This is a genomic window from Asticcacaulis taihuensis (genome assembly GCF_900100255.1).
GTDB classification, from domain to species: domain Bacteria; phylum Pseudomonadota; class Alphaproteobacteria; order Caulobacterales; family Caulobacteraceae; genus Asticcacaulis; species Asticcacaulis taihuensis.
The window spans coordinates 350,160-372,612 of sequence record NZ_FMTS01000001.1; the positions used below are offsets into that span (position 1 = coordinate 350,160).

A 22,453-nucleotide genomic window follows, 5' to 3' on the forward strand; every position below is an offset into this window, starting at 1 on the left:
AGGCGTTTTAGGTTCAAACTGTAATGGCGGTATTGTCCGCGCAGGAACAGGATTTGTACGGCGTAAGATGAGCGAGCATTTCCCAGGCCGAAAGCTCAGATACTACCTGACCATTCCTGGTCCGTGCCCTTATCTGCCCGGCCAGGAAGAGCGCAAGGTCTTTGTCCACCTGCCGCCGCTCGAAGCCATCAGCGTAAATGACCAGCTTTCAGCCATCGGCTTTCGCCGGTCCCAGAATATCGCCTATCGCCCGGCCTGCCAGACCTGCCATGCCTGCCAGAGTGTACGCATTCCGGTTAAACGCTACGAACTGTCCAAATCCGACCGCCGGGTGGTCAAGGCCAACAGCGACCTCGTCAAGGCGTTCGTCGAGGCCGAGGCCAGCCGCGAGCAGTTCGATCTGTTACAGCGCTATCTCAAAGCGCGCCATCCCGATGGCGGCATGATGGATATGAGCTGGCCGGACCTGGTCGCCATGGTCGAGGATACGCTCGTCCGCACCCACATGATCGAATATCGACTGAACGGGCAACTTATCGCCTGTGTGCTGGTGGATGCGCTCAATGACGGCCTGTCACTGGTCTACAGTTTCTACGATCCGGACCTGATGTCGCGCAGCCTTGGCCGTTACATCATTCTCGATCATATCGACCAGGCCAGCCGCGCCGGCTATGATTATGTCTATCTCGGCTATTGGGTGAAAAACAGCCCGAAGATGGACTACAAGGCGCGCTATCGCCCGCTTGAGGGCCTGACGGATATGGGCTGGCGGGAGATCGATCCGGAGGCTTGACGCCTATACCTCCCCAACTGGCTTGGGGAGGGGGACCGACGCGCAAAGCGCGTTGGTGGTGGGGTCTCTTGCTTAATTTCCCGAACGAATGGTGATAAAGGAAGTAAGCAACCCCACCACCACATCTCACCGCTACGCGGTTCGTGCGGTCCCCCTCCCCATCATCAAAGATGGGGAGGTATAAGAATCAGAGTCGCAACTTCCGCAGGCCGCGCGGGGCGATGCGGCCAACGGCGGCGCGCTTGCCGACATAGTCCTTCACGTCCTTGAAGTCGCGCGCCTTGCCAGCGCCATCATACCATTGCGTACCGGCGGCCATGTCGAAAATGGCAATGTCCTTCACACCGCCATCCTTGTAGCCTTGCAGCTTGACGCCCTTGCCGCGCGCCATTTCCGGCAGTTCCGAGACCGGATAGACCAGCAGCTTGTTGTTTTCACCCAGCACCATTACATGATCACCGGTGACAGCCAGAGCGGCGAAGGCTTCCGTGCCATCCGCGTTAAGCACCTGCTTGCCGGCGCGCTTGTTGGCAAAGGCATCTTCTTCGTTCATGACGAAGCCATAGCCATTCTTGGAAACCATCAGGCGTTTCTGGCCCGGCTTCATCATGAAGACGGTGACGATCTTGGCCGTCTCTTCGATATCGAGCATCAGGCGCAGCGGCTCGCCATTGCCGCGTCCGGAAGGCAGCTTGTCACAGCCGAGCGACAGGAACCGGCCGTCGGAGGTCAGGATCAGCAGTTTGTCGGTGGTAAAGCCCGGTACCAGATGGGCCAACTCGTCGCCTTCCTTGAATTTCAGTTCGGACGGGTCCTCCACCTTGCCCTTGGCGGCGCGTATCCAGCCGCGCTGCGACAGGATGACGGTAATAGGCTCCTTGGGCAGATAGGATTCGATGGCGGCGACCTCGATGCCGACCGGTGCATCCATGAAGGTGGTGCGGCGCGCCGACAACAGCTTCTTGCGGACCTCACCCAGTTGCTGATCGATGCGCTTCCATTGCAGTTTTTCCGAATCCAGCAGGGCACGGATGCCGTCGCGTTCTTCCGAGAGTTTTTTGTGCTCCTCGGTGATGGTCATTTCTTCCAGTCGCGCCAACTGGCGCAGGCGGGTATCGAGGATATAGTCGGCCTGCACGTCCGTCAGGTTGAACCGCGCCATCAGGGTCTGTTTCGGCGTCTCGTCCTCGCGGATGATGCGGATCACCTCGTCGAGATTGAGGAAGGCGATCATCAGGCCATCAAGCAGGTGCAGGCGCTTTTCGATGCGATCCAGACGCCAGTTCGACATGCGGATCAGCACGACGCGGCGGTGATCCAGGAAGGCCACCAGGCAATCTTTCAGCCCCATGACGCGCGGCGTGCCCGTGGCGTCAAGCACGTTCATGTTGACGCCGAAACGCGTTTCAAGGTCGGAGATCTTGAACAGACTCTCCATCAGGACTTCGGGCTCGATATTACGCGACTTGGGCTCCAGGATCAGGCGGATTTCCTCGTCCGATTCATCGCGGACATCGCCCAGCAAAGGCGCCTTCTTGTTCTCGATCAGATCGGCCAGTTGTTCTATCAGGCGCGACTTCTGCACATAGTACGGGATCTCGCGCACGATGACGCGCCAGCCGCCGCGGCCGAGATCCTCGACCTCATAGCGCGCGCGGGTACGGATCGAACCCCGGCCGGTCTTGTAGGATTCGAGGATCGAAGCCTTCGATTCGACGCAGATGCCGCCGGTCGGAAAATCCGGACCGGGGATGAACTCCATCAGTTCTTCGGTGGTGGTGTCCGGCTTGGTCAGCAACTTGCGGCAGGCGTCGATCAGTTCGCCGGCATTGTGCGGCGGGATGGAGGTGGCCATGCCCACCGCAATCCCGGTGGCGCCATTGGCCAGCAGGTTGGGGAAACCGGCCGGTAGGACGACGGGCTCCTCGTCCTGATCGTCATACGTGGCGCGGAAATCGACCGCATCCTCATTGATGCCTTCCAGCAGCAGGGTGGCGGCGATCGTCAGGCGGCATTCGGTGTAACGCATGGCGGCGGCGTTATCGCCATCGATATTCCCGAAATTGCCCTGGCCTTCGACCAGTTGATAACGCTGGGCGAAATCCTGCGCCAGGCGGACGAGCGCGTCATAGATCGACTGGTCGCCATGGGGGTGGAAATTACCCATGACCTCACCGACCACCTTGGCGCATTTGCGCGCCGCCGCCTCGGGCGTCAGGCGCATATTGCTCATAGCGTACATGATGCGGCGGTGGACCGGCTTCATGCCGTCGCGCACATCGGGCAGCGCCCGGTGCATGATGGTGGAAAGGGCATAGGCCAGATAACGCTTCGAGAGCGCGTCGCTCATCGGCTCGTCAATTACACGCCCGCCGGCGTCATCGGGAATCACATCAGTACTCATGCGGGCAGGCTAAAGGCTGCAAGGAGTCAAGACAAGACCCTGCGCACCGACACCTTAACTTGTTCACGGTTTAATCCGGTCTATCCGGCGCGCCCAATGAGGTTTCGGCCGGCATCCTTGGCGGCATAAAGCGCCTGGTCGGCCTCGCGGTAAAGCTGGTCCATCGTCTCACCATGCCGCCACTGAGCGACCCCGGCGGAAAAGGTATAGCGCAGGACCACGCCATTCAGCGATATCCGCTGGTCCCACACATGGGCCTGTAACCGCTCGACGATCGCACAGGCTTGCGACATGTCGGCGCCCGGCATGAGGATCAGGAACTCTTCGCCGCCGACGCGCCCCAGAATATCACGCCCCCGCAGGCCCGCCGAGGCCGAGGTGGCGAAATGGACCAGTACCTGATCGCCGGCATCATGTCCAAAACGGTCGTTGATGGATTTGAAATGATCGAGGTCTATCAGGACCGCGCAGAAGGTTTCATGCGTACCGTTGGCGCGTTCCACCAGTTTCTGGAAGCGCTTCATGGTGGCGCCGCGATTGTAAAGCCCCGTCAGGTGGTCGGTTTCGGCGGCGGTGATGGCGGCGTCCCTATCGGTGGCCAGGCGGAATTCGCGCCGCTTGACCGAGGTGATGTCAGCCACGGAAAGGATCAGCCAGCCATCCGGCAGGGTCGCCTCGCTGATCCACAGCCAGCGGCCATCGATCATATCGACCTCAAATTCGCGCACCGGCTGGCTGCGACGCTTGAGATGAGCCGCCGCCAGCCAGGCGTCGATATCATCGGTTTCGATCCTCGGGCCGTGCCCGGTCTGCCAGCAATGCCGCATCAGGCTGTCGAAGGTTTGCGCCCCCGGCTGCATGTCGTAAAGCGTCCGGAACCCTTCGGTCGCCAGGCGAATAGTGTCATCCGGCGCGAAGACCGCCATGCCCCGACCGCTGATCAGCAACCCCTGGGCGATGCGGACGATCATGTCCGGCGTCGGCGCCAGGAGCGGTTCTTCTGAAGACGGATTTTCTGTATCTTGACGACGGGACATTCGGAACGGCAGGCGGTTACCAGACATGGCAGCAGCCTAATGTAGCGGTGTTATTTTCGGATTAAGACGGGTCGAAAATTTACACAAGGGCAGCTTTTGCCCTTTCAGAACAGGGCGTCGACTTCGCTTTGCAGGCTCTTCGGCGCCAGCGCCCGGCCATGAATGTGGGAATCCATCTCCAGCACCAGGGCCTTCATGTCGCGCAGACGCTCGCCCAGATCGGTCAGTGCCGCTTCATCTTCCAGATTGGAGCTCATCAGGATGTCGATCGAGGAACTGAAGGTGGTCAGGGCACGGTCGCAGACCTCATCAAAATTGCGGCGGGTATCGGAGGGCGCGCGGTGATAGGCGGCGATGACGACATCCTTCATCTCAAAGCCGGATTTTTCGAAGTGCTCGACATAGCCGCGCCTCTTCCAGTCGGCGAGTTCCTCGGCCATGTCCGGCATGTCCAAACCCATTTCGAACAGCATGATGGCTTCGTTGAACAGATTCAGGTAGTCGGTCGCCAGTCCGGTGGCCGGATTGACATTGGCGGCTAACAGATCCTGCTCACTGTATGGCAACATACGCTCTTGACGACTCCCAGATTCGTAACAGGGTTATGGCATGAAATCCGTTACCAAACCGTTCGGTCGTTTTTAAGGACGCGACTGAGTCGAGGCAACCCCTCAGGACGCCAGGCTGTCCTTCAGACGTAAACGTATATCCGGCAGCGGCTTATTATGCGGGTGGAAAACGTGGCGCTCGAGGAAGAAACCCGTCAGTTCGAGACCACGGACCACGTCGCCTTCCGCCAGCCCGCCCTGGCTCGACAGCATGAAGCCCGGCAGACGCAGCAGCTTTTCCTTGTAGGGTTCGCCCGCCGTGCGCCCGACCGCCCTGCCCGATTTCGGACTCACATAGATCAGATCATCGTGATCGCCGCTGACCGCGCAGGCGCTGAGATCAAGGCCGAAACCGAGCGCTTCCAGCAGGCCGGCTTCATAGCGGACATAGACGGCGGGCCAGATATCCGGGAAGGCGAAAAGACCGATCAGACCCGACAGGGCATGATAGGCGCCGGGCTGGCTGTCGCGTTCCGGCAGAACGGCCTGAGTCATGGCGCAGGCGCATTGCAGGCCCAGCAGGCCCAGAGGTTCGTCGAACAGGTCCGGTGACGGGCCGGCGGCTTCAAGGGTGGCCGCGCCCAGTTGATCGGTATGGCGGGCGCGATAGGCGAAGGCGACGTGGGAACCGGCCTGCAGCAATGGCTTGATCCGCCGCGACGCCCCGCCGGCGATATGGGCGGCATAGACACCGTGGCTTTCGGTCAGGACATGGACAATGGCACCGGTTTCGCCATGCGACCGGGCACCGAGGACAATGGCTTCGTCTTCAAATTCCATGATCGTTCTTAAGAAGGTTTATCCACAGATTGCACAGATTGACACAGATTAAGGGAAGAAATCTGTTCCACCCTGGACTTCATCGACATCATTTTTGAGCGTCGAAGGCGCCCATAAGAAGACTTTCAAAACACATACAGCGCCATCTCGCCTTACTTAATCTGTGTTAATCTGTGTAATCTGTGGATTCAAAAATCCTTACAGGCCAATTGCGCAGAACCCGTCAGGATTCATACTCCAGACCAAACTGCGCGTAGAGCGCGCGATCCTCGCTCCACTTTTCCTCGACCTGGACATGCAGGAAGAGATGAACCTGGCGGTCGAGCAGCTTTCCCAGTTCCTCACGCGATTTCATGCCGATCCATTTCAGGGTCTGGCCATTCTTGCCGAGCACGATCGAGCGCTGGCTGTCGCGCTCAACGAAAATGGTCTGCTCGATCCGCGCCGAGCCATCCGGCTTGTCCTCGAACTTGGTCGTGACCACGGCCGCGGCATAGGGCAGTTCTTCGTGGACGCGCAGAAACAGCTTTTCGCGGGTGATTTCGGCGGCCAGGATACGCACCGGCGCATCGGCGGCCTGATCGGCCGGATAGAGCCACGGGCCTTCCGGCATCTTCTTTTCCAGCAAGGCGCGCAGATCCTTGACGCCATGTCCCTTCTCGGCCGAGATCATCAGCACGTCCTCGAAGACGCCGGTCTTGTAGAGATCATCGGCGATAGCCAGCAGGTTTTCGCTCTTCATCAGGTCGATCTTGTTCAGCGCCAGGATCGCCTTGGCGTTATTATCCTGCAAGCCTTTGACGATCATATCGACATCCTCGACCGCCTTGTGATCGGCGCCGGTGGCCTTGGTGTCGGCATTCGGATGCTTGACCGCCAGTTGCGCGGCGGCATCGACCAGCAGGACGATGCAATCGGCGTCCTCGGCGCCGCTCCAGGCCGATTTGACCATGGCGCGATCCAGGCGGCGACGCGGCTTGAAGATGCCCGGCGTATCGACCAGGATCATCTGGCAATCGTCATGCAAGGCGATGCCGCGCACCGGAAAGCGCGTCGTCTGCACCTTCTGGGTGACGATGGACACCTTGGTGCCGACAAGCTGGTTGACAAGCGTCGACTTGCCGGCGTTCGGGGCACCGATGATGGCGACAAAGCCGCAGCGGGTGGTGGATTCGGTCAATTCAGTTTTTCTCGTTCGATAAGGCCAAGCGCGGCGGCCTTTTCGGCCTCCTGTCGGGATTTGCCGCTGGCCGATTGCGGGGGCAGGTCGTCGATGCGGACCTCGATGGTGAAGACAGGCGCGTGGTCGGGGCCCTTGCGGCTGACCAGCGTATAGACCGGTGCGCCCATGCCGTGCGCCACCGCCCATTCCTGCAGATAAGACTTCGGATTAGAGCGCGAGACATTGCCGCTCTCCTTTACCGCCTTGACCCACAGGGGCTTGAAGCAGCGCAGGACCGCCTCATAGCCGCCATCGATATAGACGGCGGCCATCAGAGCTTCGCAGGCGTCACCCAATATAGTCGGATTGCTGCGGCCGCCGCTCTTGGTCTCGCCGGCGGCCAGGCGAATGGCCGGCCCCAGATCGATCTGGCGGGCGACATCGGCGCAGGTTTCGCGGCTGACCAGGGTGTGGAAGCGGCGCGACAGTTCGCCTTCGGTGGCCTCCGGCAGGGCTTCCATCAGGGTCTCGGCGGTCATCAGGCCGAGCACGCGATCGCCGAGAAACTCCAGGCGTTCGTTATCGGCCATCTTGCGCGCGCCTTCGGCTACCGAGGCGTGGGTCAAGGCCAGTTCGAGCAGTTCCGGGTCATGAAAGCGATAGCCGAGCTTGTCCTGCAAGGCGTCAATGGCCTTCAGACGCAGGTTCGACTCTTTCGATGGGGACACACGGACATTCATGTGCCTGCGTTTACATCAAGCCATGACCAAAGGCAAAGGATTGCATATCTATCATGCGTTCAGCGGCCACCAAAACGCATCTGGAAGCCGACCTTGTTCTGGTTAAAACCGCATCCTGTGTAAAAGTCGCGGACATGCGGCTCAGGGCGGCTGGTCATCAGCATCAGCTTGTAGCAACCGGCAGCCTCGGCACACCGGGCGGCTTCCGCCAGAAGCTCTCGGCCAATACCCCGTCGGCGGTAGCCATCATGGGTCACGACATTCTCGACCAGCGCATAGGGCGCGCCGCCGCGTGTCAGGTTGGGGAGGATGACTAAGGTTACCGATCCGACCACATGGCCGTCGACGATGGCCACCAGAACGGACAACCCTGCCCGTTTCTGCATTTCAGTGAAAATCCGTGCCGCTGCATCGTCCGGCAGGCGCGGATCGGAAGGGTTCAGTTGCGCGTAAAGCGTGAGCAGACCGCCCAGGTCAGACGGCAGCGCCTCGCATATCTGAACAGCCATACCGCTTAGTGCAGGGGCTTGAAGAATCGGTTCCAGTGAAAGTTCAGCCAGGTCCACGGCTTCCAGAGTGAGGAGCCTTCCTTCCACGACATCAGGATCAGCACGGCGCGGCCTTCGAGGTTTTCGGCCGGGACGAAGCCGACACCGGGCTCGTAAGGATCATCGGGAGAGAAGCGGCTATCGAGCGAGTTGTCGCGATTATCGCCCATCATGAAGTAGTTACCGGCCGGAACGACGAATTCACCGGTATCATCGGCGCGGCCATCCTTGACGATATCCTGCATCAGGTGGGTGCGGCCGTCCGGCAGGGTTTCACGGTAGGCGGTGGCATAACGCGCCTCAAAGCCCTTGGCGTCAACCGGCCCAAGCTCGGTATTCGGCACGGCCACGCCATTCACATAAAGCTGGTCCTGCTTCATCTGGACGGTATCGCCCGGCAGACCGATCACGCGCTTGATGTAATCGATCTTGGTATTGCTCGGCAGCTTGAAGACCACAATATCGCCACGCTTCGGCGCATGGTTCATGATGCGGCCCTTGATGAACGGCAGGGCAATCGGGAAGGAATATTTCGAGATTCCGTAATCCCACTTGGAGACGATGATGTAATCGCCTTCGTAGAGGTTCGGCTCCATCGAGGCCGAGGGGATGGTGAACGGCTGGAACAGGAAGGTGCGCAGGATCATCACCAGGATCAGGGCGACAGCCACGACGCTGAAGATTTCCTTGGCTTCATCGACTGCGACCTGCTTGGCGTCGCGCGTATCGGCTTCTTCAGGCTCTTCCTTCGGGGCGTTATCGACGGTAGCGGCGGTTTCGTGGTCGATCTGCTCCGCCGCATTGGCCGCGGCGGCAATCGCCTCATTCGCTGTGTCGTCGTGCTTCGCCATAAGGATAGCCCCCAAATGCTTTCAGTCTGTCGGTGTGTCACCTAACCACAGATTATGGCAAGCACAAGGCTCTTTTCCCGGCTGACATTAAACCTTGTTCAGAATCAATAAGCTTCGATGATCGCGTAGGCCGTGGCGTAAGGGGCTTCATCGCTCAGACTGAGATGGATATGAGCCGTCCGGCCTTCCGGCACCAGGCCACGCAGCACCTCCGCCGCGCCGCCATGCAGTATGACATGCGGCTTGCCCAGTGCGCCGGACACCACTTCTATATCGACGAACAGGAAACCGCGCACGCCGGTGCCGAACGCCTTGGCGACAGCCTCCTTGGCGGCGAAGCGTTTGGCGAAACTTAAGCCCGGTTTGGCGGCGGCGCGGGCATGTTGCTGCTCGGCCAGGGTATAGATGCGATCAAGGAAGCGGTCCTCGAACCGCTCCATCGAGGATTCGATGCGCCGGGCATCGCAGAGATCGACACCTATGCCCAGTATCACTCGACAACGCCCTTGTGGTGCAGGTCAATCAGTTCGCGCATCCGTCGCAGGGCGGATTCCAGCCCAACAAAGATCGCCTCGCCGATCAGGAAATGGCCGATGTTCAGTTCGCGGACATGGGGAATACGCGCGATGAAAGGCACGGTGTCGTAATCGATGCCATGACCGGCGTGGACCTCGATGCCAAGCTCATGCGCCTGCTGAACCGCCGCTTGCAAACGGTTCAGTTCGTTGTGAAAAATGACATCTTCCTGTTCACGGAAAGCATCACACAAGGCGCCGGTATGAAACTCGACGACCGGCGCCCTCACCTTTGCCGCCACCTCAATCTGGGCCGGATCGGTGGCGATGAACAGAGAAGACCGGATACCGGCGGCGTTGAATTTCGCCACGGCGGCACCAACCATATCGATCTGCCCGACCACATCCAGGCCGCCTTCGGTGGTGCGTTCCTGGCGGCGCTCCGGCACCAGGCAGGCCGCATGGGGCTTCATCTTTAGCGCCAGTCCGACCATCTCATCGGTCACCGCCATCTCGAAATTGAGCGGCTTGCCGAAGGTGTCGCAGACCTCCTTCAGGGCCTTGACGTCCTTATCCAGGATATGACGGCGGTCTTCGCGCAGGTGCGCCGTGATGCCGTCCACGCCTGATTTCAGCGCCAGTTGCGCCGCCCGCACCGGGTCGGGCGCATGACCGCCACGCGCATTACGCACGGTGGCGACATGATCGACATTCAAACCCAGGCGAATCCGGTCGTGCATGATGTTTACGCCTTGGCGAGGCGACGGCTGCCGGGGTCCTGGACCGGTATGGCGGCCAGTTCGGGCGGCAGGTTATCAGCCGGATAGGCCGGCACTTCCAGCGAGGCCAGGGCGATCAGCGGCACGCCGACATCCGCCTTGCCGCCGGAGCGATCGACGATACAGGCGGCAGCCACGACATCGCCACCGGCGGCCTTGATGGCGGCGATACACTCGCGCGACGACAGGCCGGTGGTAACGATATCCTCGACCATGACCACCTTCTGGCCCGGCTCGACATGGAACCCACGGCGCAGCTTGAACTCGCCGCCTTCGCGCTCGACATACATCGAGGGCACTTTCAAATGGCGGGCGGTTTCATAGCCGGGGATGATGCCGCCGACGGCTGGCGAAATGGCGACATCGACTTGACCTACCTGCGCCGTGATCTTTTCAGCCAGCGCCTTGCACAGGCGTTCGCAACGATCGGCATTCATGAAGACGAGGTTCTTTTGCAGGAACATCGGGCTGTGCAGGCCGGATGACAGGACAAAGTGGCCTTCGCGCAGGGCATTGGCGGCGCGGAACTCGTTGATTACGTCTTCACTGGTCATGTGGCGGGACTCCTTTACTGGCTGCCGCCTTTTATCGCGTTCACCGGCGATTTGAAACCACGAATGATGACGAATTGTGAGCGCCCTATCCCCTCACCCGGTCCACACTTTCGATCATCGGCGAGGTGCGCAGGGCCGCCGAGATATTGGTGATGTGGCGGGCGTCCAGCACCTCGATATCAAAATCGACATCGAGGAAGTCCATCGGCTTGTTGGAGATGCTGATATTGATGATATTGCCCTTGGCCTCACCGATCAGGGTGCAGGCCTGGCCGAGCACGCCCGGCTTGTTCTGCATATTGACCCGCAGACGCGCTACGGACAGCGTGTTCTTCTCGGCGTTCAGGGTCCAGTGCAGGTCGATCCAGCGGTCCTTTTCGCCGTCCATTTCCTCCAGCGCTTCGAGGTTTTCGCACTCGATGGAATGGACATGAACGCCATCATCCTCAACGATGCCGACGATGCGGTCACCCGGCACCGGATAGCAGCATTTCGAGAAGATGACCGTCTGCGATTCACGCAATGCCGAGCCGCGCACAAAGGCCGCGCCGCCGGCGCCATCCCTGATGCGCGTCAGGGTATCGGTGGTCAGCATCATCGGCAGCTTCAGGCCGGGGAAGATGGCTTCCAGCACCTTGGCCGGGAATATCTTGCCGCGGCCGACCAGTTCAAACAGATCGTCCTCGCTGGTGACATTGAAGCGCTCGAAAGCCGGGCGCCAGCTTATGTCTTTCAGCGCCTTTTCGACCTGGGCGGCGGCGCGTTCCACGGCCGTGCGCCCCAGCTTGATGAAATCGCCCGCCTCGCGCTGGCGCAGGTGGCGGCGGATGGCCGAGCGCGCCTTGCCGGTGACAGTGAGTGAGAACCAGTCCTGGTTGACGCGCGATTCAAGCCCGGTCAGGATTTCGACTTGATCGCCGTTTTGCAGCACCGTGCGCAGTGGCTTGTGTTCGCCATTGATCAGGCAGCCGATCGCCGTTTCGCCCACCTGGGTATGGACCGCGAAGGCGAAATCGAGCGGCATGGCGCCGCGCGGCAGCGAAATCAGGCGGCCCTTTGGCGAGAAGACGAACACCTGATCGAGATACATCTCCATCTTGGCGTGTTCGACCCAGTCTTCGCTGTCGCCGCCGTTCTCGACGATATTAACGATATTACGCAGAGAATTCATCGGGTTGCGGCCGCCATCGCGCGTCGCCGCTTCTTCGTCGAAGCCATAGGCCTGATTCTTGTAGCCCCAATGCGCCGCCACGCCCTCTTCAGCCACGCGGTCCATTTCCTCGGTGCGGATCTGAAGTTCGATGCGCGTGCCCTTGTGGCCGACCACGGTGGTGTGCAGGGACTTGTAGTTGTTCGACTTCGGGGTCGAGATGAAATCCTTGAAGCGTTCCTGGACGCACGGCCAGGCGCGATGGATGATGCCGAGCGCGCGGTAGCATTCCTCGACGCTATTCACCACCACGCGGAACGCATAGATATCCGACAGTTGCGCAAAGCCGACCGACTTCCTTTGCAGCTTCTTCCAGATCGAATAGGGCGATTTCTCGCGCCCCATGACCTTGGCGGAAATGCCCTGCTTTTCCAGCTTGGCGGCCACATCGCGGGCGATGGCGGCGATGGTGGCGCCCTTCTCAGCGCGCATCTCTTCCAGGCGGTGGATGATCGCCTGATGGGCCAGCGGATTTATGAAGGAAAAGGCCAGGTCTTCCAGTTCGGTGGCGAAACGGTTGCAGCCGATGGAACGGGCCAGCGGGGCGTAGACTTCCAGGGTTTCGCGGCTGATACGCTCGCGCTTTTCCGGTGCCACGAAATGCAGGGTGCGCATATTGTGCAGGCGGTCGGCCAGCTTGACCAGCAGGACGCGGATATCCTTGGAAATGGCCAGGATGAACTTGCGCAGGTTTTCCGACGACTTGGTATATTCCGATTGCAACTCAAGCCGGGTCAGCTTGGTGACCCCCTCGACCATGCTGGCGACATCCTCGCCAAACTTCGCCGCGATTTCCTCACGCGTGGCCGGCGTATCCTCGATGGTATCGTGCAAAAGCGCGGTGGCGATGGCGGCGGCGTCGAGCTTGTAGTCGGTCAGGATGCCGGCTACCTCGATCGGGTGGGCGAAATACGGATCGCCCGAGGCGCGAAGCTGCGCGCCGTGCATCTTCATGGCGTAGACATAGGCACGGTTAAGCATGGCCTCATCGACCGTAGGGTCATAGGCGGCCACGCGGTCGATCAGTTCGATCTGGCGCAGGAATTTCTGGCGATTGGGCACCGGCGCGGGCGGCTCCGGCATAACACCAGGCACAGGCACGCTCACAGGCGCAATCGCACCTTGCTTAGCCTTGTCCAGTACCTGTTCACTTTCCGCCGACATTCTTCACTGATACTCCACGCTATGCCCCTTAATCTAAACGGATCAGGGGTTAAAAAGTCTCTCACAAGTGCGGATTTACACAAGCAAAAAAGGCTCAGGGATAACCCCGAGCCTTTTAAATAATAAGTTAGGGAGCGAAATCTAGTAGCGCTCTTCCTGGCCGCCATCGCGGTCGGATTGCAGGGCGCGGATCAGTTCAGATTCCGACATTTGCTGGTGCGACGGATCGGCCAGCAGGGCCAGGGTTTCGGCCTCTTCCTCGGCCTCGGTACGCTCATCGACGCGTTGCAGCGAAGCGATCAGGCTTTCGGTCAGGGTGCCCGGCTCCAATACGCCATCGGCGATTTCACGCAGGGAAACCACCGGGTTCTTGTCGTTGTCGCGGTCAACCAGGATCGACGAGCCCGACGAGATGGCGCGGGCGCGGTGCGCGGCCAGCAGAACGAGGTTGAAACGGTTGTCGATCTTTTCGACGCAATCTTCGACGGTAACGCGAGCCATCCGGCACCTCAAGGAAAAGTAAGGTCTTCGCTTGGCCGGCGCGAAGCTTGGCGGCCATAGGGCGAGGACAAAAGAGTCATGAACCGGTGCCATTAGCGCGTGTCGGGCGAAAAGACAAGGAAATCATGTAATTTGTTGGCCACTCATTGACGGCGACCGCGCATCATGACATTAACCTCGCCATGATCACGTCCAAAGCCATTCCCGCGCGCCTTATTGGCACCCTGCTCGCTTAATCGCGGCCAGGTGTTTTCCTCGCGTCTTTTTTTGGCTTTCTCCCCGTTTCGGGTTTCGATCATGTCCCTTCTTCTGCTACACACCGCGCGAATTCGCACCAGCTTGCAGGTTTGCGCCCACCTGTAAGCCGAGCGTCGCGCGTCACCATTTACGCCAGATTTATGAAAAGTAAGGGTTTTCACCCATGATGCTGTCCAATCCCGAAACCAAGTACCGCCCGTTCTCCCTGGGCATCGACATGCGCGACCGGACCTGGCCCGACAAGGTTACCACAAAGGCACCGCGCTGGCTTTCCACCGACCTTCGTGACGGCAACCAGGCGCTGGCCGATCCGATGGACGTCGAAAAGAAGCTGATGTTCTTCAACCTGCTGGTCAAGGTGGGCCTGAAGGAGATTGAGGTCGGCTTCCCCTCTGCCTCGCAGACCGAATTCGATTTCGTGCGCAAGCTGATCGAGGAAAACCTGATCCCCGACGACGTCACCATCCAGGTGCTGACACAATCGCGCGAAGACCTGATCAAACGCTCTTTCGAGGCTCTGCGAGGCGCGAAAAAGGCGATCGTTCACCTGTATAATGCCACCTCCCCCCTCTTCCGCCGTGTCGTTTTCGACATGGACAAGCCGGAAGTGCTGGCCCTGGCGCGCAAGGGTATGGGACTTCTGGTATCGGAAGCCGCCGCCCAGCCGCAGACCGAATGGGGCTTCGAGTACAGCCCGGAAACCTTCACCGCCACCGAACCGGAATTCGCCCTGGAAGTCTGCAATGCCGTGATCGACGTGGTGAAGCCGACGCCGGAACGCCCGCTGATCCTCAACCTGCCAGCCACGGTCGAGGTTGCCGGCCCGCACACCTATGCCGACCAAATCGAATGGTTCTGCCGCCATATCTCGAAGCGCGACAGCGTGGTCATCAGCCTGCATCCGCATAATGACCGCGGCACCGGCACCGCCGCCGCCGAACTGGCTTTGCTGGCCGGCGCCGACCGCATCGAGGGCTGCCTGTTCGGTAACGGTGAGCGCACCGGCAATGTCGATCTCGTCACCCTGGCGCTCAATCTTTATACGCAGGGCGTTTCGCCGGAACTCGACTTCTCCAATATGCGCGAGGTCGTGAATACGGTCGTTCACTGCAACAATATCCCCGTCCATCCGCGTCACCCCTATGCCGGCGAACTGGTCTTCACCGCCTTTTCCGGTTCGCACCAGGATGCCATCAAGAAGGGCTTCGCGGCGCACGAAAAGCGCAATGACAGCTATTGGGAAATGCCTTACCTGCCGATCGACCCGGCCGATCTTGGCGAAAGCTACGAGGCGGTGATCCGCGTCAATTCTCAGTCTGGCAAGGGCGGCATCGCCTGGGTGCTGGAACAGGGTCACGGCCTGAAGCTGCCGCGCAAGTTCCAGGTCGATTTCTCGCGCAAGGTCCAGGACATCACCGACGCCTCGGCAAAGGAGGTCAGCGGCAGCGACATCTGGGACGCCTTCCAGTCCGCCTATCACCTGACTGGCCCGCAGAAATACGAGCTGATCGAATACGAACATGCCGGCCCGGTGCGTTCGGACGCGAAGCGGACCTTTGTCGGACGAATTATAAAGGACGGAATCGAGACCTCGGTGGTGGGACACGGCAATGGCCTGATTTCCTCGGCCGTCCGTGGGCTGAACGCCCATTATGACCTGGGACTTGAGGTCGTCGACTATGCCGAGCACGCCCTTCATGCCGGCGCGGAAAGCCAGGCCGTCGCCTATGTCGAATGCAAGGCCGGCGACCGCACCATTTTCGGCGTCGGCATCGATCATGATGTTGCCACGGCCAGTATAAAGGCGGTACTCTCCGCTGCAAACGCTCTTTAAGAGGTAGTGAATGTCCGCTCGTCCGCTCGCCCTGATCTGTCTCGCCCTTGGGCTTACGATGGGTTCGGCGCGGGCGGCCGTGCCGGTTTACCGGCTGGAGGTCGTCAAGACCTACCCGCACGATACCAAAGCCTTCACCGAGGGCCTCTATTATCGTGACGGATCGCTCTATGAGAGCACCGGCCGCAATGGCCAGTCCTATATTCGCCAGGTGGCGCTCGATACCGGCAAGGTCATCCGCCAGACGACAATCGATAACAAATATTTCGGCGAAGGCATCGCGCCCTGGGGCGATCATATTGTCAGCCTGACCTGGACCGGCGGCGCCGGCTTTGTCTGGTCCGGCAAGGATTTCAAGCTGAAGCGCAGCTTCTTCTACACCGGAGAAGGCTGGGGCCTGACCGGCAACGAAAAGAACCTGATCATGAGCGACGGCACCTCGACCATCCGCTTCCTTGATCCGGTAACGCTTAAAGTCGTTCGTACCATTGCCGTAAAGCTTGACGGACGCGATATCGACCAACTCAATGAACTGGAGTGGGTCGACGGCGAAATCTACGCCAATATCTGGCGCAGCCGCTATATTGTTCGCATCGATCCGCAAACCGGCAACATCACTGGCATTATACAATTGAACAGCCTGCCGGAAACCCAGGACACCAGTCTGGAGGTTGATGCCGTGGCCAATGGCATTGCCTATGATGCCAAGGCAAAACGGCTTTTCGTTACCGGCAAGCTGTGGCCCAACCTCTACGAAGTAAAACTGGTGCCTAAATAGGCTGCCTTGCCTCTGGCCCTGAACGCGGTTAGGTTAATGGCAGGGGGCGCAGATGGGGCATAGTCACGAAACACTGAGCGAGGATTTCATGCGCATCCTGCATGAAACCGAAACGCGCGTACGCCATTCCGCTCACGCCCACTGGGCGGCCACCAACCGCATGGATAATCTCAACCGCATCACCACGCTTTCGACCCTGATTGGCGGATTCATGGTTTCGGTGCTTGCCGCCCTGCCGGTACTTTACAAGGATTTCTACACGCCGCACAGCGACGTGCTGAACGCCGGCCTCTTCGTAATCGGCGGCGCGGTGTCGGTTATTTCGGTGATGCAGGCGGTCCAGCGCTGGGGGGAACGTTCGCAAAGCCATTTCAACGCCGCCAGCGCCTATTCGTCCCTGCGGCGCAAGCTGGAAATTCTGCGCCTGAACCTGCCCGGCAGTTCGGCCCAGTTGAGCGTAATCCTTGAAGACCTGCGTCAACTGGGCGAGATTGCGCCGCCGGTCCCCGAAGGTTTGTGGCGCAAGGCGGTCAGAGCGGCTAAGGGGTAATTATTCCCACTCGATGGTGCCGGGGGGCTTCGAGGTCACGTCGTAAACAACCCGATTGACACCACGAACCTCGTTGACGATGCGGGTGGCGCACCGGCCCAGCACCGGCCACGGGAACTCGTAGAAGTCCGCCGTCATGCCATCGGATGAGGTGACGGCACGCAGGGCCAGAACGTCCTCATAGGTGCGGGCATCACCCATGACGCCGACCGTCTTGACTGGCAAGAGCACCGCGAAAGCCTGCCAGATGTCGTTATAGAGCCCGGCCTTGCGGATTTCATCGAGATAGATGGCGTCGGCGTCCTGGAGCGTCTTGACCTTCTCCGGCGTCACCTCGCCAGGGATGCGGATAGCCAGGCCCGGTCCGGGGAACGGGTGGCGGCTGACAAAGGCGTTGTCCAGCCCCAGTTCGCGGCCGAGCGCCCGCACTTCATCCTTGAACAGTTCACGCAGCGGCTCGACGAGCTTCAGCTTCATGTAGTCGGGCAAGCCGCCAACATTGTGGTGCGATTTGATGACGGTCGACGGGCCGCCGTGCGGCGAGATGCTTTCGACTACGTCCGGATAGAGCGTGCCTTGAGCGAGGAATTCAGCGCCGTCAATCTTGCCGGCCTCTTCATCAAACACATCAATGAACAGCTTGCCGATGGTCTTGCGCTTGGTTTCCGGGTCGCTGATGCCGGCCAGGGCGCCCAAAAACTTGTCTTGCGCCTGCACATGGACGAGCGGGATGTGATAGTGGTTGCGGAAGAGCGAGACGACCTGCTCGCCTTCGTTCTTGCGCAGCAGGCCGGTATCGACGAAGACGCAGGTCAGTTGCTCGCCGATCGCTTCGTGGATCAGGATGGCGGCGACCGAAGAGTCGACACCGCCCGAAAGGCCGCAGATCACCTTGCCGGTGCCGACCTGGGCGCGGATCTTGGCGACCATTTCCTCGCGGAAGGCGGCCATCGACCAGTCGCCCGAAAAGCCGGCGATCTCGAACAGGAAGTTGCGGATCATGTCGGTGCCGCGCTTCGTATGCACGACTTCCGGGTGGAACTGGACGGCGTAGAATTTGCGCTTCTCATCGGCGATGGCGGCGTAGGGCGCACCTTCCGAGGTGGCGATGACCTCGAACCCTTCAGGAATGGCGGTGACGCGGTCGCCGTGGCTCATCCACACGGTCTCGACCGGATCGAGCCCCTTGAAAATCGGCGACCGGCCCTTGACGGTGATTTCGGCGCGACCGAATTCGCGGTCATGGCCACTTTCGACCTTGCCGCCCAGCAGTTCGCACATCAGTTGTTCACCGTAGCAGATGCCGAAGACCGGCACGCCGATCTCGAAGAGGTGCGCGTCGATGCGCGGCCCGGCGTCGATGACGCTATGCGGCGAACCCGACAGGATCACCGCCTTTGGGCGCAAGGAGTCGATCTTGTCGGCGGCCTTGGTGAAGGGATGGATTTCGCAATAGACGCCGCATTCGCGGACGCGGCGAGCGATCAACTGGGTAACTTGCGATCCGAAATCTATAATGAGAAGGGTTTCGTGATGAGACATTCGAGCTTCCTTGGTGGCGAGCCAGTGTGCGGCTGGCTAGTCTTAAGGCATCCACAGATTACACAGATTACACAGATTAAGATGAGCGCTGCGCGCTCGATAACAGAGAAGGTAAGGCGCCTAAACCAACCTATATGCCACTGAAAAATCTGTGTAATCTGTGTAATCTGTGGACAGCCTTCCTTATTGAATACGTGTATAGGCGGCGATAAAGAAGCCGTCTGTTTGAGTTTTATGAGACGTCAGGGACAGGCGATGGCCCTTGGCCAGTTTAGTCAGGCGTGCCGCATGATCGATAAACAGGCTGCTGTTTTCCAGCAGGGTGTGGATCGGCAGGGCGTCGTAATTGGGATGGGCAGCCTCAAAGGCATCGGCGGTCCGGGCGTTCTCGTCATCCAGCACCGAACAGGTAACATAGACCAGCCGGCCACCAACCTTTACGCATTGCGCGGCACGGTCGAGAATCTGGGTTTGCAGGGTGTGCAGGTCGGCCACCTTGGCCTCATTCAGGCGGTGCGCCTCTTCCGGATGACGGCGCCAGGTGCCAGAGCCCGAACAGGGCGCATCGACCAGAACCAGGTCGGCGCCTTTCAGCAGTTCCAGTTGCGCCGTGTCGTCCGGATCGAAAAAGTGCATGAAATGCGCCGAGGCGCCGGCGCGGATCAGACGCGGCTCAATGGCCTTCAGGCGCTTCTCCACGACGTCACAGGCATATATTTCGCCGTTGCCGTCCATCATTTGCGCCAGAGCCAGAGTCTTGCCGCCGCCACCGGCGCAAAAATCGACCACCTTGGAAGCCCCCGGCAGAAGCCCGGCGCCGGCGATGAAGGCCGCCAATTGTGAGCCTTCGTCCTGAATCTCGATCTGGCCGGACTGATAGATATCGAGCTTGGCCAGATTGGGCGGTGGCTCGGCAGCCAGGCGAATGCCATATTTCGAGAAAGGCGTGGGTTGAGGTGCAAGCCCCTCCGCTTCCAACGCGGCAATCATGGCGTCACGCGTCGTCTTTGCGCTGTTGACGCGCAGGTCTATGGGTGCGCGCGGCAGCATCAGAGCCGTGGCCTCGGCGGTCCAGTCCTTACCGAACTGATGCTCGAAGCGCGACACAACAAATTCCGGCAGGCCGGTGGTGACCCAGGCCGGTGCCTCGCCTTCCCCGGCCACCAGGCGCTCGCGTTCCTGTGCGGTCAAAGGCTTGGGCGCATAGCCCCCGCCGCTGAACAGGGCATCGATCTCTTCGATCGGCAGGCCGTCGATCAGAGACAGCGACGCCAGGACCAGCGCCCGGCCCTGCCCCGGTGATTTTTCGCCCAGTTCCATGGCCCACAGCAAACGCTGCCGGCCACGCAGGCAGCGATAGACGCGATCGGCAATGGCGCGGCGGTCCTTAGAGCCGGCATAGCGGTTGACCTGCCCCCACTGTTTCAGCACGGCCTCGGCAGTCGCACGCGTCCCCGAAAGCTGGTCGAGGATATCGGCGGCGGCTTGAAGACGGGCAGCGGGAGTCAAATCAGATCCTTAAATGAATAAACCAAAGAGGCACATCAGAATGCCGGTGAGAGACGCGATCCACACCAGCGAACGGACGCCAACGACACCGAACGCATAGAGCGGAATATAGAAGATCCGGGCCGCCAGATAGATATCAGCGCCCCAGCGAGAGAGTTCCGATGACTTGCCGGCGAAGGCCAGCGCCACCACGAGCACCGCGAAAACAACGAAGGTTTCCTTGAAATTGGCGAAGGCGCGGTTGAGACGTCCGGCCAGGGGGCCAATGTCAAACTCCGTATCGCGAGGGCCGGCATTCCATTTGGCATAACCCTGACGCGACATGGCGGCAATCGGCGGCAGTCCGACTTGAATGAGGCCAAGGACCGCCGCCCAGACCAGTATCCAAAGTTCGTAAGTCATACGCTTGTCCCTTCAGCTACTGGTCCGGTTCTATTGGCGATAGTTGGGGGCTTCCCGCGTGATCATGACATCGTGGACGTGGCTTTCGCGCAGGCCCGCGCCGGTGATCTTGACGAAGCGCGCACGCTGCTGGAATTCCGGCACGGTATGCGCCCCGACGTAGCCCATCGAAGCACGCAGGCCGCCGACCAGTTGGTGAATAACCGGCGAGATCGGCCCCTTGTACGGCACCTGCCCCTCGATACCTTCCGGCACCAGCTTCATGGTGTCGCGTACTTCCTTCTGGAAATAGCGATCGGCTGAACCGGAGGCCATGGCGCCGACGGAGCCCATGCCGCGATACGACTTGTAGGACCGGCCCTGATAGAGGATGACCTCGCCCGGTGCTTCCTCAGTGCCGGCAAACATGGAACCCAGCATGGCGGTGGAAGCCCCGGCGGCAATGGCCTTGGCCAGATCGCCGGAGAGCTTGATGCCGCCATCGGCGATGATCGGCACGCCCGTGCCCTCGGCGGCGCGGACGCTGTCGATAATGGCGGTGAGTTGCGGCACGCCAACACCGGCCACCATGCGCGTGGTGCAGATAGAGCCCGGTCCGATCCCGACCTTGACGGCATCAGCGCCGGCATCGATCAGGGCGCGTGTAGCGTCATAGGTGGCGACATTGCCTGCGATGATCTGAACCTTGTTGGTTTCCTTGCGCAGGCGCTCGACCGCCTGCGAAACCAGGATGCTGTGGCCATGGGCGGTATCGATGACCACCACGTCGGCCCCGGCCTCGACCAGCGCCATGGAACGCTCGAAACCGGCATCACCGACGGTGGAGGCCCCACCGACCAGCAGACGACCGGCACCATCCTTGGCGGCCAGCGGATAGGCCTGGCTTTTTTCCATGTCCTTGACGGTGATCAGGCCAACCGCGCGATAGGCTTCGTCGACCACGATAATGCGTTCGATGCGATGTTTGGCCATCAGGCCGCGGGCCTTGTCCTGGTCGATGCCCTCGCGGACAGTGATCAGGTTATCCTTCGTCATCACCTCGGCGGCGGTTTTCGACCCTTCGCCTTCGAAACGGATATCGCGGTTGGTCAGGATGCCGACCAGCCTGTTGGTTTCACGCTCGACCACCGGGAAGCCGGAAATATGCTTGCGGGCGATGATATCGCGCACCTCGGCCAGCTTGGTATCCGGGTGAATGACGATCGGATTGATGACCATGCCCGATTCAAACCGCTTCACATTGCGGATTTCTTCGGCCTGTTCTTCATTGGTCAGGTTGCGGTGGACAATACCCATGCCGCCGGCCTGGGCCATGGCCACGGCCAGGCGCGCCTCGGTGACCGTATCCATCGCTGACGAGACCAGCGGGATATTCAGTGACAGTTCGCGGGTGAATTTGGTTTTCGTATCGACCTGAGTGGGCACCACGTCCGAGGGACCGGGCTCCAGCAAAACGTCGTCGAAGGTTAAGCCTTCGCGTATTTCCATAAGGAACTCTCCATTTTGCGGGTTGTTCCTATGGGAATCGGACGGCCACGTAAAGCCCTATTCAGCGAAATAATTGTTTCAATCGGTGAACAGTTATCACAGTCCCTCACCCGCGGTCGCTTTCAGGCCGATGATCGAGCTCAGGAGCATGACCAGAAACAGCACGCGCAAAGGCGTGACCGCTTCGTGGAACAGGAAGATACCGAGCACCGCCGCGCCTAAAGCGCCAATGCCGACCCAGACGGCATAGGCCGTGCCGATCGGCAGGGTATTGGCGGCCTTCGCCAGCAGGAACATGCTGAGCGCCAGGGTCACGAGCGTAAAGATAGACGGGATGGGCTTGGTGAAACCGGCGCTGTATTTCAGGCCAATGGCCCAGCAGACCTCAAGCAAACCAGCGATGATGAGATAGATCCACGGCAAAGGCAGCAAGGACGGCATGACGT

The 22,453-nt window shown here is 60.2% G+C and carries 23 protein-coding genes; 4 read left to right on the forward strand and 19 right to left on the reverse strand.

What is annotated here, in order from left to right; all coding sequences use genetic code 11:
* The first annotated feature begins 67 nt into the window (after positions 1-67).
* Complete coding sequence (locus tag BLO49_RS01645) at positions 68-793, forward strand: arginyltransferase (RefSeq protein WP_090643379.1); 726 nt, start codon at positions 68-70, stop codon at positions 791-793.
* A 187-nt stretch (positions 794-980) separates the two neighbouring features.
* On the opposite strand, the gene parC is transcribed toward BLO49_RS01645, so the two are convergent.
* The 14 genes from parC to BLO49_RS18300 form a co-directional block, all read right to left on the reverse strand.
* Positions 981-3,197 (reverse strand): DNA topoisomerase IV subunit A, encoded by a 2,217-nt coding sequence (gene parC, locus BLO49_RS01650; RefSeq protein WP_090643382.1) that lies wholly within the window; start codon positions 3,195-3,197, stop codon positions 981-983.
* 80 nt (positions 3,198-3,277) lie between these two features.
* Entirely contained in the window at positions 3,278-4,234 is a 957-nt protein-coding gene (locus BLO49_RS01655; RefSeq protein ID WP_170828158.1) for a GGDEF domain-containing protein, read from the reverse strand.
* 104 nt (positions 4,235-4,338) lie between these two features.
* Positions 4,339-4,803 (reverse strand): hypothetical protein, encoded by a 465-nt coding sequence (locus tag BLO49_RS01660; protein ID WP_090643387.1) that lies wholly within the window; start codon positions 4,801-4,803, stop codon positions 4,339-4,341.
* A gap of 102 nt (positions 4,804-4,905) precedes the next feature.
* Positions 4,906-5,622, reverse strand: coding sequence for a DNA repair protein RecO (gene recO / locus BLO49_RS01665; protein WP_090643389.1), 717 nt, complete (start codon positions 5,620-5,622; stop codon positions 4,906-4,908).
* A gap of 223 nt (positions 5,623-5,845) precedes the next feature.
* Positions 5,846-6,802, reverse strand: a complete 957-nt coding sequence (era, locus tag BLO49_RS01670) for a GTPase Era (protein WP_090643392.1) — start codon at positions 6,800-6,802, stop codon at positions 5,846-5,848.
* A complete protein-coding gene (gene rnc / locus BLO49_RS01675) occupies positions 6,799-7,524 on the reverse strand; it encodes a ribonuclease III (protein WP_090643394.1) in 726 nt (241 codons plus the stop codon). Before rnc ends, era begins: the two co-directional genes overlap by 4 nt.
* A gap of 59 nt (positions 7,525-7,583) precedes the next feature.
* Entirely contained in the window at positions 7,584-8,033 is a 450-nt protein-coding gene (locus BLO49_RS01680; RefSeq protein ID WP_090643397.1) for a GNAT family N-acetyltransferase, read from the reverse strand.
* Positions 8,034-8,038: 5 nt separating this feature from the next.
* Entirely contained in the window at positions 8,039-8,923 is an 885-nt protein-coding gene (gene lepB, locus BLO49_RS01685; RefSeq protein ID WP_090643400.1) for a signal peptidase I, read from the reverse strand.
* A gap of 104 nt (positions 8,924-9,027) precedes the next feature.
* Positions 9,028-9,417, reverse strand: coding sequence for a holo-ACP synthase (gene acpS, locus BLO49_RS01690; protein WP_090643402.1), 390 nt, complete (start codon positions 9,415-9,417; stop codon positions 9,028-9,030).
* Positions 9,414-10,178: a pyridoxine 5'-phosphate synthase gene (locus tag BLO49_RS01695; RefSeq protein WP_090643405.1), complete on the reverse strand. Its 765-nt coding sequence runs from the start codon at positions 10,176-10,178 to the stop codon at positions 9,414-9,416. The genes acpS and BLO49_RS01695 overlap by 4 nt, the downstream gene beginning before the upstream one ends.
* A gap of 5 nt (positions 10,179-10,183) precedes the next feature.
* On the reverse strand, positions 10,184-10,771 hold the full coding sequence (gene pyrE, locus BLO49_RS01700; protein ID WP_090643408.1) for an orotate phosphoribosyltransferase: 588 nt from the start codon (positions 10,769-10,771) through the stop codon (positions 10,184-10,186).
* A gap of 85 nt (positions 10,772-10,856) precedes the next feature.
* Entirely contained in the window at positions 10,857-13,145 is a 2,289-nt protein-coding gene (locus BLO49_RS01705) for a RelA/SpoT family protein (RefSeq protein WP_090643410.1), read from the reverse strand.
* Between the two features lie 141 nt (positions 13,146-13,286).
* Positions 13,287-13,646: a DNA-directed RNA polymerase subunit omega gene (gene rpoZ, locus BLO49_RS01710; protein WP_090643413.1), complete on the reverse strand. Its 360-nt coding sequence runs from the start codon at positions 13,644-13,646 to the stop codon at positions 13,287-13,289.
* A gap of 143 nt (positions 13,647-13,789) precedes the next feature.
* Positions 13,790-13,945, reverse strand: coding sequence for a hypothetical protein (locus BLO49_RS18300; protein WP_170828159.1), 156 nt, complete (start codon positions 13,943-13,945; stop codon positions 13,790-13,792).
* Between the two features lie 122 nt (positions 13,946-14,067).
* On the opposite strand from BLO49_RS18300, the gene leuA reads away from it, so the two are divergent.
* Genes leuA through BLO49_RS01725 form a run of 3 tightly spaced genes read left to right on the forward strand, consistent with a single transcriptional unit; the run spans position 14,068 to position 17,066 of the window.
* Positions 14,068-15,738 (forward strand): 2-isopropylmalate synthase, encoded by a 1,671-nt coding sequence (gene leuA, locus BLO49_RS01715; protein ID WP_220083685.1) that lies wholly within the window; start codon positions 14,068-14,070, stop codon positions 15,736-15,738.
* Between the two features lie 10 nt (positions 15,739-15,748).
* Complete coding sequence (locus BLO49_RS01720; RefSeq protein WP_090643416.1) at positions 15,749-16,516, forward strand: glutaminyl-peptide cyclotransferase; 768 nt, start codon at positions 15,749-15,751, stop codon at positions 16,514-16,516.
* Positions 16,517-16,568: 52 nt separating this feature from the next.
* A complete protein-coding gene (locus BLO49_RS01725; RefSeq protein ID WP_090643418.1) occupies positions 16,569-17,066 on the forward strand; it encodes a hypothetical protein in 498 nt (165 codons plus the stop codon).
* Here BLO49_RS01725 and guaA read toward each other — a convergent pair whose 3' ends face one another.
* From guaA to BLO49_RS01750, 5 genes are all read right to left on the reverse strand, one after another.
* Complete coding sequence (gene guaA, locus BLO49_RS01730; RefSeq protein WP_090643421.1) at positions 17,067-18,608, reverse strand: glutamine-hydrolyzing GMP synthase; 1,542 nt, start codon at positions 18,606-18,608, stop codon at positions 17,067-17,069. It lies immediately after the preceding gene.
* A 183-nt stretch (positions 18,609-18,791) separates the two neighbouring features.
* Positions 18,792-20,117, reverse strand: coding sequence for an RsmB/NOP family class I SAM-dependent RNA methyltransferase (locus BLO49_RS01735; RefSeq protein ID WP_090643424.1), 1,326 nt, complete (start codon positions 20,115-20,117; stop codon positions 18,792-18,794).
* A 9-nt stretch (positions 20,118-20,126) separates the two neighbouring features.
* Positions 20,127-20,519, reverse strand: a complete 393-nt coding sequence (locus BLO49_RS01740; protein ID WP_090643426.1) for an MAPEG family protein — start codon at positions 20,517-20,519, stop codon at positions 20,127-20,129.
* 30 nt (positions 20,520-20,549) lie between these two features.
* Positions 20,550-22,007 (reverse strand): IMP dehydrogenase, encoded by a 1,458-nt coding sequence (guaB, locus tag BLO49_RS01745; RefSeq protein ID WP_090643429.1) that lies wholly within the window; start codon positions 22,005-22,007, stop codon positions 20,550-20,552.
* Between the two features lie 96 nt (positions 22,008-22,103).
* The gene (locus BLO49_RS01750; protein ID WP_090643432.1) at positions 22,104-22,448 is read right to left on the reverse strand and encodes a DMT family transporter; all 345 of its coding nucleotides are present in this window, start codon (positions 22,446-22,448) and stop codon (positions 22,104-22,106) included.
* Between the last annotated feature and the right edge of the window lie 5 nt (positions 22,449-22,453).

What these genes read in the sequence shown, in the direction of transcription:
- BLO49_RS01720 (WP_090643416.1), top strand. Translation starts at nt 15,749, where the DNA reads ATGTCCGCTCGTCCGCTCGCCCTGATCTGTCTCGCCCTTGGGCTTACG.
- BLO49_RS01645 (WP_090643379.1), top strand. Translation starts at nt 68, where the DNA reads ATGAGCGAGCATTTCCCAGGCCGAAAGCTCAGATACTACCTGACCATT.
- parC (WP_090643382.1), bottom strand. Translation starts at nt 3,197, where the DNA reads ATGAGTACTGATGTGATTCCCGATGACGCCGGCGGGCGTGTAATTGAC.
- BLO49_RS01695 (WP_090643405.1), bottom strand. Translation starts at nt 10,178, where the DNA reads ATGCACGACCGGATTCGCCTGGGTTTGAATGTCGATCATGTCGCCACC.
- BLO49_RS01750 (WP_090643432.1), bottom strand. Translation starts at nt 22,448, where the DNA reads ATGCCGTCCTTGCTGCCTTTGCCGTGGATCTATCTCATCATCGCTGGT.
- lepB (WP_090643400.1), bottom strand. Translation starts at nt 8,923, where the DNA reads ATGGCGAAGCACGACGACACAGCGAATGAGGCGATTGCCGCCGCGGCC.
- rnc (WP_090643394.1), bottom strand. Translation starts at nt 7,524, where the DNA reads ATGAATGTCCGTGTGTCCCCATCGAAAGAGTCGAACCTGCGTCTGAAG.
- BLO49_RS01740 (WP_090643426.1), bottom strand. Translation starts at nt 20,519, where the DNA reads ATGACTTACGAACTTTGGATACTGGTCTGGGCGGCGGTCCTTGGCCTC.
- guaB (WP_090643429.1), bottom strand. Translation starts at nt 22,007, where the DNA reads ATGGAAATACGCGAAGGCTTAACCTTCGACGACGTTTTGCTGGAGCCC.
- BLO49_RS01725 (WP_090643418.1), top strand. Translation starts at nt 16,569, where the DNA reads ATGGGGCATAGTCACGAAACACTGAGCGAGGATTTCATGCGCATCCTG.
- BLO49_RS01660 (WP_090643387.1), bottom strand. Translation starts at nt 4,803, where the DNA reads ATGTTGCCATACAGTGAGCAGGATCTGTTAGCCGCCAATGTCAATCCG.
- BLO49_RS01655 (WP_170828158.1), bottom strand. Translation starts at nt 4,234, where the DNA reads ATGTCCCGTCGTCAAGATACAGAAAATCCGTCTTCAGAAGAACCGCTC.
- guaA (WP_090643421.1), bottom strand. Translation starts at nt 18,608, where the DNA reads ATGTCTCATCACGAAACCCTTCTCATTATAGATTTCGGATCGCAAGTT.
- leuA (WP_220083685.1), top strand. Translation starts at nt 14,068, where the DNA reads ATGATGCTGTCCAATCCCGAAACCAAGTACCGCCCGTTCTCCCTGGGC.
- pyrE (WP_090643408.1), bottom strand. Translation starts at nt 10,771, where the DNA reads ATGACCAGTGAAGACGTAATCAACGAGTTCCGCGCCGCCAATGCCCTG.
- recO (WP_090643389.1), bottom strand. Translation starts at nt 5,622, where the DNA reads ATGGAATTTGAAGACGAAGCCATTGTCCTCGGTGCCCGGTCGCATGGC.
- rpoZ (WP_090643413.1), bottom strand. Translation starts at nt 13,646, where the DNA reads ATGGCTCGCGTTACCGTCGAAGATTGCGTCGAAAAGATCGACAACCGT.
- BLO49_RS01705 (WP_090643410.1), bottom strand. Translation starts at nt 13,145, where the DNA reads ATGTCGGCGGAAAGTGAACAGGTACTGGACAAGGCTAAGCAAGGTGCG.
- BLO49_RS18300 (WP_170828159.1), bottom strand. Translation starts at nt 13,945, where the DNA reads ATGATCGAAACCCGAAACGGGGAGAAAGCCAAAAAAAGACGCGAGGAA.
- BLO49_RS01680 (WP_090643397.1), bottom strand. Translation starts at nt 8,033, where the DNA reads ATGGCTGTTCAGATATGCGAGGCGCTGCCGTCTGACCTGGGCGGTCTG.